At 60.8% G+C, this 11,478-nt stretch carries 12 protein-coding genes; 8 read left to right on the top strand and 4 right to left on the bottom strand.

Annotated features, from left to right (window positions below; all coding sequences use genetic code 11):
- The first annotated feature begins 15 nt into the window (after positions 1-15).
- Positions 16-1,263 (top strand): enterobactin transporter EntS, encoded by a 1,248-nt coding sequence (gene entS, locus F0319_RS00645; protein WP_149366049.1) that lies wholly within the window; start codon positions 16-18, stop codon positions 1,261-1,263.
- 46 nt (positions 1,264-1,309) lie between these two features.
- On the opposite strand, the gene fepB is transcribed toward entS, so the two are convergent.
- Positions 1,310-2,269 carry a Fe2+-enterobactin ABC transporter substrate-binding protein gene (fepB, locus tag F0319_RS00640; RefSeq protein ID WP_149366048.1) on the bottom strand — a complete coding sequence of 320 codons (960 nt, stop codon included), beginning with the start codon at positions 2,267-2,269 and terminating at the stop codon, positions 1,310-1,312.
- A gap of 188 nt (positions 2,270-2,457) precedes the next feature.
- Here fepB and entC point away from each other — a divergent pair, with 188 nt between their 5' ends.
- The 7 genes from entC (at position 2,458) to F0319_RS00605 (ending at position 9,844) form a co-directional block, all read left to right on the top strand.
- Positions 2,458-3,633 carry an isochorismate synthase EntC gene (gene entC, locus F0319_RS00635; protein WP_149366047.1) on the top strand — a complete coding sequence of 392 codons (1,176 nt, stop codon included), beginning with the start codon at positions 2,458-2,460 and terminating at the stop codon, positions 3,631-3,633.
- A 9-nt stretch (positions 3,634-3,642) separates the two neighbouring features.
- Positions 3,643-5,253 carry a (2,3-dihydroxybenzoyl)adenylate synthase EntE gene (gene entE, locus F0319_RS00630; RefSeq protein WP_149366046.1) on the top strand — a complete coding sequence of 537 codons (1,611 nt, stop codon included), beginning with the start codon at positions 3,643-3,645 and terminating at the stop codon, positions 5,251-5,253.
- A gap of 10 nt (positions 5,254-5,263) precedes the next feature.
- Positions 5,264-6,118, top strand: coding sequence for an isochorismatase (locus F0319_RS00625; RefSeq protein ID WP_149366045.1), 855 nt, complete (start codon positions 5,264-5,266; stop codon positions 6,116-6,118).
- Positions 6,118-6,873, top strand: coding sequence for a 2,3-dihydro-2,3-dihydroxybenzoate dehydrogenase EntA (gene entA / locus F0319_RS00620; RefSeq protein WP_111964424.1), 756 nt, complete (start codon positions 6,118-6,120; stop codon positions 6,871-6,873). Before F0319_RS00625 ends, entA begins: the two co-directional genes overlap by 1 nt.
- On the top strand, positions 6,874-7,287 hold the full coding sequence (gene entH, locus F0319_RS00615) for a proofreading thioesterase EntH (protein ID WP_136195332.1): 414 nt from the start codon (positions 6,874-6,876) through the stop codon (positions 7,285-7,287).
- A gap of 149 nt (positions 7,288-7,436) precedes the next feature.
- Positions 7,437-9,542 (top strand): pyruvate/proton symporter CstA, encoded by a 2,106-nt coding sequence (gene cstA, locus F0319_RS00610; RefSeq protein WP_136195333.1) that lies wholly within the window; start codon positions 7,437-7,439, stop codon positions 9,540-9,542.
- A gap of 104 nt (positions 9,543-9,646) precedes the next feature.
- Positions 9,647-9,844 carry a YbdD/YjiX family protein gene (locus F0319_RS00605; protein WP_006809671.1) on the top strand — a complete coding sequence of 66 codons (198 nt, stop codon included), beginning with the start codon at positions 9,647-9,649 and terminating at the stop codon, positions 9,842-9,844.
- Here the strand turns inward: F0319_RS00605 and F0319_RS00600 are convergent.
- The 3 genes from F0319_RS00600 to F0319_RS00590 all read right to left on the bottom strand — a co-directional run bounded on the left by F0319_RS00600 (position 9,841) and on the right by F0319_RS00590 (position 11,448).
- A complete protein-coding gene (locus F0319_RS00600) occupies positions 9,841-10,245 on the bottom strand; it encodes a helix-turn-helix domain-containing protein (RefSeq protein WP_149366044.1) in 405 nt (134 codons plus the stop codon). The genes F0319_RS00605 and F0319_RS00600 overlap by 4 nt on opposite strands.
- Positions 10,226-10,522, bottom strand: coding sequence for a type II toxin-antitoxin system RelE family toxin (locus tag F0319_RS00595; RefSeq protein WP_149366043.1), 297 nt, complete (start codon positions 10,520-10,522; stop codon positions 10,226-10,228). Before F0319_RS00595 ends, F0319_RS00600 begins: the two co-directional genes overlap by 20 nt.
- 182 nt (positions 10,523-10,704) lie before the next feature.
- Positions 10,705-11,448, bottom strand: coding sequence for an SDR family NAD(P)-dependent oxidoreductase (locus F0319_RS00590; RefSeq protein WP_149366042.1), 744 nt, complete (start codon positions 11,446-11,448; stop codon positions 10,705-10,707).
- Positions 11,449-11,478: the final 30 nt, after the last annotated feature.

The following is an 11,478-nucleotide window of genomic DNA, read 5'->3' as shown; positions in this document are numbered from 1 at the left end:
ACTCAAGGCTTTGTCATGAATCAAAAATCCTGGCTGCTTAACCTCAGCCTGCTCAAAACGCACCCGGCCTATCGCGCCGTGTTTATCGCTCGCTTTATCTCCATTTTATCCCTCGGCCTGCTCGGCGTGGCCGTGCCGGTCCAGATCCAGACCATGACGCACTCCAGCTGGCTGGTGGGGTTATCGGTTACCTTAACCGGCGGGGCGATGTTTATCGGCCTGATGGTTGGCGGCGTGCTGGCGGACCGCTACGAGCGCAAGAAGCTGATCCTGCTGGCGCGCGGCACCTGCGGCGTGGGCTTTATCGGGCTGTGTCTGAACGCCATGCTGCCAGAGCCGTCGCTGATCGCCATTTATGCCCTGGGGCTGTGGGACGGCTTTTTCGCCTCGCTGGGCGTGACGGCGCTGCTGGCGGCCACGCCCGCGCTGGTCGGGCGAGAAAATCTGATGCAGGCGGGGGCGATCACCATGCTCACCGTGCGCCTCGGCTCGGTGATTTCACCGATGGTGGGCGGCCTGCTGCTGGCGACCGGCAACGTGGCGTGGAACTACGGGCTGGCGGCGGCAGGGACCTTTATCACCACGCTGACGCTGCTGCGCCTGCCGCTGCTGCCGCCTCCGCCGCAGCCGCGCGAGCATCCCCTGAAATCGCTGATGGCCGCGATTCGTTTCCTGTTCAGAAACCCGCTGATTGGCGGCATTGCGCTGCTCGGCGGCCTGCTGACCATGGCGAGCGCCGTGCGCGTGCTGTATCCGGCATTAGCGGGAGAATGGCAGATGAGCGCCTCGGAGATTGGCATTCTCTACGCGGCCATTCCGCTCGGCGCGGCGTGCGGGGCGCTGACCAGCGGCAACCTGGCGCAGAGCGCGCGTCCGGGGCTGATTATGCTGCTTGCCACTCTGGCGTCGTTTATCGCCATCGGCTTCTTTAGCCTGATGCCGGCGTGGGCGCTCGGGGTGTTGTGCCTGGTGATTTTCGGCTGGCTGAGCGCCATCAGTTCGCTGCTGCAGTACACCCTGATCCAGACCCAGACGCCGGAAGGGATGCTCGGGCGCATCAACGGCCTGTGGACGGCGCAGAACGTCACGGGGGATGCGATTGGCGCGGCGATCCTCGGCGGGCTGGGGGCGATAATGACCCCGGCGGCGTCGGCGAGCAGCAGCGGGTTTGCGTTAGCGATGGTTGGCGTGATTTTGTTAGTGGCGTTGGTGGAATTGCGGCGGTTCAGGCAGGAGGTTGTGTTGAACGACGGTGTGGCCTGATGCCCTCACCCCGGCCCTCTCCCACAGGGAGAGGGTGGGAAAATGCCTACTTAAACAACGTATTCAATCTGTCTAACACCAGCATCGCGCTGTAATAATCCAGGCGGAACGTCTCTGTTCCCAATGCCCAAACCCGTTTGTTTTTCACGGACGGCAGATGCGCCAGCAGCGGGTTGGCGTAAATCGCATCCACATCTTTCTGGTCGCCGGCAAACACGAACAGCCCTTCGCCGTTCAGTCCCGTTGCCAGGTTTTCACCGCCCAGCTGGATAATATCGTGCCGTTTTCCCTGGCTTTTAGAGGTGTGCAGCCCGGCGGGCAGGTCCGCCAGCGTAAAGCCCAGCTGGTGCAGCAGCTTGCCCTGCGCTGATTCCGCGGTCCACAGGTTGGCGCTGTGCGCGGCGGCGGTGTAGACGATGGCGTTCACCGGCTGCGGCGGCAGCTTCATCTGCTGTTTCACCTGCGCGAGCTGTTTATCAAACGCGGCAATGCGCTCTTCGGCCTGTTTTTCCTGCCCGGTGATGGTGCCCAGTTGCGTCAGCAGTGCCTGCCAGCTCTTGTCGTCGTAGTTGATGATAAGCGTCGGCGCGATGGCGGAGAGCTGATCGTACAGCGCCAGCGCGGAATCACCGCCGGTGGCGCTAATCAAAATCAGATCCGGCATTTGTGCGGCGACCGCTTCGGCGCTCGGTTCGCCAATATACATCCGCGCAACCTTACGCTGTTTCGCAATATCGCCCCACTGGCGCAAAAAGCCCTGCGCATCCGCCACGCGGTTGTTCGGCGTGGTCGCGCCGCTGGCGACGACCGGGGCGTCTATCGCCAGCAGGGAGCCGGTTAAGGTCACGCTGGTAGAAACAATGCGCGTCGGTTTGCTCTCTAGCGTGTGAACGCCGCGGCTGTCAGTCACCTGACGCGGCCAGTCGGCGGCAGCGGCTGAGGTAAGTCCTAAAACAAAAAGTGCCAATAAAAGCAGGGGATTACGGAAAACGGCAGGGGATTTCACAGCGCGGGATCCTGTTTTTGTTGAAGATAATGCTTCTCATTTTCATGGTTGCAGCATCTGGATGCAAGCTTTTGTCGCACAAGTTAATTGTCCGACGGTTGACAGCGGAGCGATGTGGGATTAGGTTAGCCGACGAAAATATAAATGATAATCATTATTGCTTCTTTTATCATTTTAAGGAGGATGATATGGATACGTCCCTGGCTGAGGAAGTTCAGCACGCCGCAACCACGCTGGAATCAGACCGTTTTTTCTTTATGTCGCCTTACCGCAGCTTTACTACGTCCGGCTGCTTTGCCCGCTTCAGTGAACCCGCTGTTGGCGGTGACGATCCGGCGGGTCGCTTCCAGCAAAAATTAGCCCAGGCCTTCCTGAATGCGAAAGCCAGCGGTATCGCTCATCCGGTGATGGTAGGGGCTATCCCGTTCGATACCCGCAAGCCGTCCTCTCTGTTTATTCCCCAACGCTGGCAGACCTTTTCCCGTCCGGCACGTCAGCAGTCTGCACGCTATTTTTCCGGCTCGCAGGCGCTGAAGGTGGAACAACGCACCGAGATCCCGCCGCAGCCCGTTTTCGAAGAGATGGTGGCTCGCGCCGCGTCGCTCACCGCCACACCGCAGGTGAACAAGGTGGTGCTGTCGCGCCTGATTGATATCGCGACCGACAAAAACATGGACAGCGGCGCCCTGATGGAGCGCCTGATCGCCCAGAACCCGGCGAGCTTCAACTTCCACGTGCCGCTGGAAGACGGCGGCGTGCTCCTCGGCGCCAGCCCTGAACTGCTGCTGCGCAAAGAGGGCGCGCACTTTAGTTCGCTGCCGCTGGCAGGCTCGGCGCGTCGTCAGCCCGATGATGTATTAGATCGCGAAGCGGGCAATAAGCTCCTGGCCTCTGAAAAGGATCGCCACGAGCACGATTTGGTGACCCAGGCGATGAAGGCCATTCTGGCACCGCGCAGCCACCATCTCAGCATGCCTGATTCTCCTCAGTTGATTACCACGCCGACGCTGTGGCATCTGGCGACGCCGGTAGAAGGCGAGGCGCGTGAAAACGAAAACGCCCTGACCCTGGCCTGCCTGCTGCACCCGACCCCGGCGCTGAGCGGCTTCCCGCATCAGGCGGCAAAAGAGCTGATCGCCGAGCTGGAGCCGTTCGACCGCGAGCTGTTCGGCGGCATCGTCGGCTGGTGCGACAGCGAAGGCAACGGCGAGTGGGTGGTGACCATCCGCTGCGCGCGCCTTCGTGAAAATACCGTTCGCCTGTTTGCCGGCGCGGGCATTGTGCCTGCCTCCTCGCCGGTGGGCGAGTGGCGCGAGACGGGCGTGAAGCTCTCCACCATGCTCAACGTATTTGGTTTGCACTAAGGAAGACTCATGACCATTCCCTTTACCCGCTGGCCTGAGGCATTTGCCCGCCGCTACCGTGAAAAAGGCTACTGGCAGGATCTGCCGTTGACCCACATCCTGACGGATCGCGCGGACAGCGATGCCGTGGCGATAATTGACGGCGAGCGGCACATCACCTACCGCGCGCTGAATCAGGCCGTAAACAACCTGGCCTCAGCCCTTCAGGGGCGAGGGCTGCACCGCGGCGAGACCGCGCTGGTGCAGCTCGGCAACGTGGCCGAGTTCTACATCACCTTCTTCGCGCTGCTGCAAATCGGCGTCGCGCCGGTCAACGCGCTCTTTAGCCACCAGCGCAGCGAGCTGAACGCCTACGCGGCGCAGATCAACCCCGCCGTGCTGATCGCCGATCGCGACCACGCGCTGTTTGCGGGCGATGACTTCCTCAACGCTTTCGTGGATGAACACCGTTCGGTACGCGTCGTGCTCCTGCGCGGCGATAAGGGTGAACATGCCCTGGAAAAGGCGATTGCGCGTCCGGCGGACAACTTCATCCCGAACCCGACGCCCGCCGACGAAGTGGCCTTCTTCCAGCTCTCCGGCGGCAGCACCGGCACGCCGAAGCTGATCCCGCGCACGCATAACGACTACGACTACAGCATCCGCCGCAGCAACGAGATCTGCGGCATTACCGCCGAAACCCGTTACCTGAACGCGCTCCCCGCGGCGCACAACTACGCCATGAGTTCGCCGGGATCGCTGGGCGTCTTCACCGCGGGCGGCTGCGTGGTGCTGGCGAACGATCCGAGCGCCACGCTCTGCTTCCCGCTGATCGAACGGCATCAGATTAACGTCACCTCGCTGGTGCCCCCGGCGGTCAGCCTCTGGCTGCAGGCGATTGCCGACGGTGCGGACAACGCGCAGCTTAAGACCCTGAAGCTGTTGCAGGTGGGCGGCGCGCGCCTCTCCGCCACGCTCGCGGCGCGCATTCCGGCGGAAATCGGCTGCCAGCTTCAGCAGGTGTTCGGCATGGCGGAAGGGCTGGTGAACTATACCGCGCTCGACGATGCGCCGGAGCGCATCATCAACACTCAGGGCCGCCCGATGTGCCCGGACGACGAAGTGTGGGTGGCTGACGAGCACGGCAACCCGCTGCCGCGCGGGGAAGTCGGACGCCTGATGACGCGGGGTCCGTATACCTTCCGCGGCTATTTCAACAGTCCGGAACACAATGCCAGCGCCTTCAACGCCGACGGCTTTTACTGCTCCGGGGATCTGATCGCCATCGACGAGCAGGGCTACATCACCGTGCAGGGTCGTGAGAAAGATCAGATCAACCGCGGCGGGGAGAAGATCGCCGCCGAAGAGATCGAGAACCTGCTGCTGCGCCATGAGTCGGTGATCCACGCCGCGCTGGTGAGCATGGAGGACAGCCTGCTGGGCGAGAAGAGCTGCGCGTATCTGGTGGTGAAACAGCCCCTGCGCGCGGTCGAGGTGCGTCGCTTCCTGCGCGAGCAGGGCGTTGCCGAATTCAAGCTGCCGGACCGCGTGGAGAGCGTGGATGCGCTCCCGCTGACGCCGGTCGGCAAAGTCGATAAGAAACAGTTGCGCCTGTGGCTTGCTGAACGCGCCCGGGGCTGAGGAACAGAGTATGGCCATCCCAAAATTAACCGCTTACGCGCTGCCAACCGCCGCAGAGTTGCCGACCAACAAGGTGAACTGGGCGTTTGAACCGGAGCGCGCCGCGCTGTTGATCCACGATATGCAGGAGTACTTCCTGAACTTCTGGGGCGAAAATAGCGCGATGATGCAGCAAGTAGTAGCGAACATCGCTAAACTGCGCGCGTACTGCAAAGAACACAATATCCCGATTTACTACACCGCGCAGCCAAAAGAGCAGAGCGATGAAGACCGCGCCCTGCTGAACGACATGTGGGGGCCGGGCCTGACCCGCTTGCCGGAGCAGCAGCGCATCGTCGCTGAGCTGACCCCGGACGAAGCGGACACGGTGCTGGTGAAGTGGCGCTACAGCGCGTTTCACCGCTCGCCCCTGGAGCAGATGCTGAAAGAGACGGACCGCAACCAGCTGCTGATTACCGGCGTGTACGCTCACATCGGCTGCATGACCACCGCCACCGACGCCTTTATGCGCGACATTAAGCCGTTCTTTATTGCCGACGCGCTGGCGGATTTCACCCGTGACGAGCACCTGATGTCCCTGAACTACGTGGCCGGACGTTCTGGCCGCGTGGTGATGACCGACGAGCTGCTGCCGTCCGTTCCGGCCTCGAAAACCGCGCTGCGCGAGCTGATCCTTCCGCTGCTGGACGAGTCCGACGAGCCGATGGATGACGAAAACCTGATCGACTACGGCCTGGATTCAGTGCGCATGATGGCGTTGGCCGCCCGCTGGCGCAAAGTGCACGGCGATATCGACTTCGTGATGCTGGCAAAAAATCCCACTCTCGACGCCTGGTGGGCGCTGCTTTCCCGCGAGGTGAAGTAATGGCGGGATTCGATTTTACCGGCAAAACAGTCTGGGTGACGGGCGCGGGGAAGGGGATTGGCTACGCGACTGCACTGGCGTTTGCCGAAGCAGGCGCGCAGGTGACCGGATTCGATCTGGCCTTCCCGCAGGATGATTATCCGTTTGCCACCGAAACGCTGGACGTGGCGGATGCCGCACAGGTACATGAGGTGTGCGGGCGCGCGCTGGCTTCGCTCGAACGGCTGGACGTGCTGGTCAACGCCGCGGGCATTCTGCGCATGGGGGCGACGGACCAGCTCTCGCAGGATGACTGGCAGCATACCTTCGCGGTCAACGTCGGCGGCGCGTTCAACCTTTTCCAGCAGACGATGGGCCAGTTTCGCCGCCAGCAGGGCGGGGCGATAGTCACCGTGGCGTCCGACGCGGCGCACACGCCGCGCATCGGCATGAGCGCCTACGGCGCATCGAAAGCAGCGCTGAAAAGCCTGTCCCTGACCGTCGGGCTGGAGCTGGCGGGCAGCGGCGTGCGCTGTAATCTGGTGTCGCCGGGCTCAACGGATACCGATATGCAGCGCACCCTGTGGAAAAGCGACGACGCGGAGCAGCAGCGCATCCGCGGCTTCGGCGAGCAGTTTAAGCTCGGCATTCCGCTGGGCAAAATTGCCCGCCCGCAGGAGATAGCTGCGACCGTGCTGTTCCTTGCCTCCGATGCCGCCAGCCACATCACCCTGCAGGATATCGTGGTGGACGGCGGCTCCACGCTGGGGGCGTAAATGATCTGGAAACGTCATTTATCGCTTGAAGAACTGAACGCCACCAGCGTGAATACCCTGGTGGCGAACCTGGGCATCGTCTATACCCGCCTCGGGGATGACACGCTGGAAGCGGAGATGCCGGTAGATGCGCGAACCCATCAGCCGTTTGGCCTGCTTCACGGCGGTGCCTCGGCGGCGCTGGCGGAAACGCTCGGCTCAATGGCCGGATTTCTGATGACCCGCGACGGGCAGAGCGTGGTGGGAACGGAGCTGAACGCCACGCATCATCGGGCAGTTTCCCACGGTAAGGTTCGCGGCGTGTGTCAGCCGCTGCATCTTGGGCGTTCGAGCCAGAGCTGGGAGATTGTGGTCTTCGACGAGCAGGGGCGGCGGTGCTGCACCTGTCGGTTGAGTACGATGGTGCTGGGCTAACCCAGGCAGATCAAAGTGATCGGCTTAACACTGTGGTGTAAATCTCTGGTTTGACCACGCATTATTGCGTTTCAAAGTTGTTAAATTTTTCCGGTTGTTCTAGAAACAAAATGTAACATCTCACTGTTTCACAACAACGGACAACAACTATGAACAACTCAGGGAAATACCTTACATGGGCAGGGCTCTCCGTTGTGGGAGCCTTTGCCCTGGGCTATATCGCCCTCAACCGGGGGGAACAGATCAATGCGCTCTGGATCGTCGTCGCCTCGGTCTGCGTTTACCTGATCGCCTATCGTTTTTATGGCCGCTATATCGCGAAGAACGTCCTGGGCGTTGACGCAACGCGCATGACGCCTGCCGTTCGCCATAACGACGGTCTGGACTACGTGCCGACCGACAAAAAAGTGCTGTTCGGTCACCATTTTGCGGCGATTGCCGGGGCAGGCCCGCTGGTGGGGCCGGTGCTGGCGGCGCAAATGGGCTACCTGCCGGGGATGATCTGGATCCTGGCGGGCGTGGTGCTGGCAGGCGCGGTGCAGGACTTTATGGTGCTGTTCGTCTCCACCCGCCGCGACGGACGTTCGCTGGGTGAGCTGGTGAAAGAGGAGATGGGCGCGACCGCCGGGGTGATTGCGCTGGTGGCGACCTTTATGATCATGGTCATCATCCTCGCGGTGCTGGCGATGATCGTGGTGAAAGCGCTGACCCACAGCCCTTGGGGAACGTATACCGTTGCCTTCACCATTCCGCTGGCGCTGTTTATGGGGATCTATATCCGCTACCTGCGTCCGGGCCGCATTGGTGAAGTGTCGGTGATTGGCCTGGTATTCCTGGTGTTCGCCATTATCTCCGGCGGCTGGGTGGCGGAAAGCCCGACCTGGGCGCCTTTCTTCGACTTTACCGGCGTACAGCTGACCTGGATGCTGGTGGGCTACGGCTTTGTGGCGGCGGTGCTGCCGGTATGGCTGCTGCTGGCGCCGCGTGATTACCTCTCCACCTTCCTGAAAATCGGCACTATCGTCGGGCTGGCGATCGGCATTCTGATTATGCGCCCGACCCTGACCATGCCGGCGTTAACCAAATTCATCGACGGTACCGGCCCGGTCTGGACCGGCAATCTCTTCCCGTTCCTGTTTATCACTATCGCCTGTGGTGCGGTGTCGGGCTTCCACGCGCTGATTGCCTCCGGTACCACGCCGAAGATGCTGGCGAATGAAAATCAGGCCTGCCTGATCGGCTACGGCGGTATGCTGATGGAGTCCTTCGTGGCCATTATGGCGCTGGTCTCCGCCTGCATTATCGACCCGGGCGTGTATTTCGCAATGAACAGCCCGATGGCGGTCCTGGCCCCGGCCGGCACCGTTGACGTGGTAGCGTCTGCCGCGCAGGTGGTGAGCGGCTGGGGCTTTGCGATCACCCCTGATACGTTGACGAGCATCGCCAGCGAAGTGGGCGAGCAGTCGATTATCTCCCGCGCGGGCGGCGCGCCGACGCTGGCGGTCGGCATGGCGTATATTCTTCACGGCGCGCTGGGCGGGCTGATGGATGTGTCGTTCTGGTATCACTTCGCCATCCTGTTTGAAGCGCTGTTTATCCTGACGGCAGTGGATGCGGGAACCCGTGCGGCGCGCTTTATGCTGCAGGATCTGCTGGGCGTCATCTCCCCGAACCTGAAGCGGACCGATTCGCTCCCGGCTAACCTACTGGCGACGGCGCTGTGCGTGCTGGCGTGGGGGTATTTCCTGCATCAGGGCGTGGTCGATCCGCTGGGCGGGATTAACACCCTGTGGCCGCTGTTCGGTATCGCCAACCAGATGCTGGCGGGCATGGCGCTGATGCTCTGCGCGGTGGTGCTGTTCAAGATGAAGCGCCAGCGTTACGCCTGGGTGGCGCTGGTGCCAACCGCGTGGCTGCTTATCTGTACCCTGACGGCGGGCTGGCAGAAAGCCTTCAGCCCGGATAATAAGGTGGGCTTCCTGGCGATTGCCAACAAGTTCCAGGCGATGATCGACAGCGGCAAGATCCCGGCACAGTACACCGAATCGCAGCTGTCGCAGCTGGTGTTTAACAACCGTCTGGACGCCGGGCTAACCATCTTCTTTATGGTGGTGGTCGTGGTGCTGGCGTTGTATTCTCTCAGGACCGCGCTGGCTGCGTTGAAAAATGATAAGCCAACGGCGAAAGAGACGCCGTACGAGCCAATGCCTGAAAACCTGGAAGAGATTGTGACCCAGGCGAAAGGGGCGCACTAACCTGTGTGCCGGGTGGCGGCTTCGCCTTACCCGGCCTACATTTCTTATCCTCCCTCTCCCTTTGGGAGAGGGGCGGGGTGAGGGAAACAAACGAGAAATGACCTATGTTCGACACCCTTTCCAAAGCAGGTAAGTACCTGGGCCAGGCCGCCAAAATGATGATTGGCGTGCCGGACTACGACAACTACGTCGAGCATATGCGCGTCAATCATCCGGACCAGACGCCCATGACCTACGAAGAATTTTTCCGTGACCGCCAGGATGCCCGCTACGGCGGCAAGGGCGGAGCGAAGTGCTGTTAACCCTCTTTCGGTAAATAGAGGCTGATCTGCTCCTGCTTACAGCCGTAGATCGCCGCCAGCTTTTTGCGGGTGCGCTTTTGCGGACGGGAGTCCAGCGCTTCCAGCTGTGACACGGCGGACTGGCTGATGCCGAGTTTCTCCGCCACCTCCTGCTGGGATAGCCCGCGCAGGATACGCCACGCGGCCTGCAGGCTGACGTTCTCGCTATGCATGACGTCGCATACTTCACCAGGTAATCCTACGTCATCATAACAATCGTGTTCGACTTCAATATCCTCTAGATCATCATCGGTTTCGTCGTCAATTTCTGCCATCTGTAAGCACATACGAAAGTATTCATCATAGGGAATAACGGCGTACTGCGCTTTTCCGTCATCGTCCTTAATTAGCTGAACAGCCATAGGGGGCTTTCTCCTCGTGAAGGTAGGTCGTTGATGTTCTGCGCTTGACGGCCAAAACATAACAATGGTTATCGGGATCGTCCCGAAGTGTAATCAGAATGCGGTAATCGCCAACGCGTAGCCGAAAATGATTTTCTGTTGCCGATTTTTTTTTGATATCGGGCCGGGGAGCTGAGCGATCGCCCAGCTCAGCAAGTTTTGCTTTGATTCTTCGCTGATATCGGCCATCGATTTTGGAAAACTCTTTCTTTGCATTCTTTGACCAGACAATCTTCATCCGTACCTCCACTGTACGCCCACACAAAATATAAGGAAATAATAAGGCTATTAGATAAATTCCGAATTTCTTATGGGGTACTGTAGAGCGGAGAAAAATACAGGTAAGAGGCAAAACGCAAACCTTCGAGGCGGCTCGAGAAGGCCTCTGCCTGGCGACAGAGGCTTGCAGGGTGATTGCGATCAGGCGTTCAACCCGCCGTCCACATCCAGGCCGGTACCGGAGATCTGCCCGGCGGCTGGGCTGGCAAGAAACGTGACCGCCGCCGCGATGTCTTCCGGCTGGCCGTAGTGGCCGACGGCGATCATCTGGCGCTGGGCTTCCGCCTGTTCGCCGTCTTCCGGATTCATATCGCTGTTGGTGGGGCCGGGGTGGACAAGGTTAACGGTAATACCGCGCGGCCCCAGATCGCGCGCCAGGCCGCGGGTGAGGGAGTTGAGGGCAGACTTGGTCATCGAGTAAACGGCAATACCCGGCATCGCCACGCGGTTGGCCAGACAGCTGCCGATGTTGATAATGCGCCCGCCGTCAGACATGTGCACCAGCGCTTCCTGAATGGCGATCACCACGCCGCGAATGTTGACGTTGATGAGCGCGTCGATGTCCGCCAGCGTCATAGACTCCAGCGGGCCGCCGCGCGCGATCCCGGCGTTATTGACCAGAATATCCAGCCCGCTAAGGGAACGCGCCGCATGGGTGACGGCATCCTGAATCGCCTGCGCGCTGGCGCTGTCCGCCTGCACGGCTTCGCCGTGTCGTCCCAGCGCCTTAATCTCATTGGCGACCGCCTGGGCTTTATCGGCAGATTTTTCATACGTAATAATCACATCCGCACCGGCGCGCGCCAGCGACAGTGCAATAGCCCGACCCAACCCGCGGCTGGCACCGGTAACCAGCGCCTTTTTACCTGTTAAATCGATCTGCATGATGACCTCGTTACGAGAGTGGTAAGAATC

This window comes from Enterobacter vonholyi, assembly GCF_008364555.1.
Classification (GTDB): domain Bacteria; phylum Pseudomonadota; class Gammaproteobacteria; order Enterobacterales; family Enterobacteriaceae; genus Enterobacter; species Enterobacter vonholyi.
Note: the sequence above shows the minus strand (reverse complement) of the source record. Positions and strands in the feature narration are given on the sequence as shown.

What these genes read in the sequence shown, in the direction of transcription:
- entS (WP_149366049.1), top strand. Translation starts at nt 16, where the DNA reads ATGAATCAAAAATCCTGGCTGCTTAACCTCAGCCTGCTCAAAACGCAC.
- entC (WP_149366047.1), top strand. Translation starts at nt 2,458, where the DNA reads ATGGATACGTCCCTGGCTGAGGAAGTTCAGCACGCCGCAACCACGCTG.
- entE (WP_149366046.1), top strand. Translation starts at nt 3,643, where the DNA reads ATGACCATTCCCTTTACCCGCTGGCCTGAGGCATTTGCCCGCCGCTAC.
- F0319_RS00625 (WP_149366045.1), top strand. Translation starts at nt 5,264, where the DNA reads ATGGCCATCCCAAAATTAACCGCTTACGCGCTGCCAACCGCCGCAGAG.
- entA (WP_111964424.1), top strand. Translation starts at nt 6,118, where the DNA reads ATGGCGGGATTCGATTTTACCGGCAAAACAGTCTGGGTGACGGGCGCG.
- entH (WP_136195332.1), top strand. Translation starts at nt 6,874, where the DNA reads ATGATCTGGAAACGTCATTTATCGCTTGAAGAACTGAACGCCACCAGC.
- cstA (WP_136195333.1), top strand. Translation starts at nt 7,437, where the DNA reads ATGAACAACTCAGGGAAATACCTTACATGGGCAGGGCTCTCCGTTGTG.
- F0319_RS00605 (WP_006809671.1), top strand. Translation starts at nt 9,647, where the DNA reads ATGTTCGACACCCTTTCCAAAGCAGGTAAGTACCTGGGCCAGGCCGCC.
- F0319_RS00600 (WP_149366044.1), bottom strand. Translation starts at nt 10,245, where the DNA reads ATGGCTGTTCAGCTAATTAAGGACGATGACGGAAAAGCGCAGTACGCC.
- F0319_RS00595 (WP_149366043.1), bottom strand. Translation starts at nt 10,522, where the DNA reads ATGAAGATTGTCTGGTCAAAGAATGCAAAGAAAGAGTTTTCCAAAATC.
- F0319_RS00590 (WP_149366042.1), bottom strand. Translation starts at nt 11,448, where the DNA reads ATGCAGATCGATTTAACAGGTAAAAAGGCGCTGGTTACCGGTGCCAGC.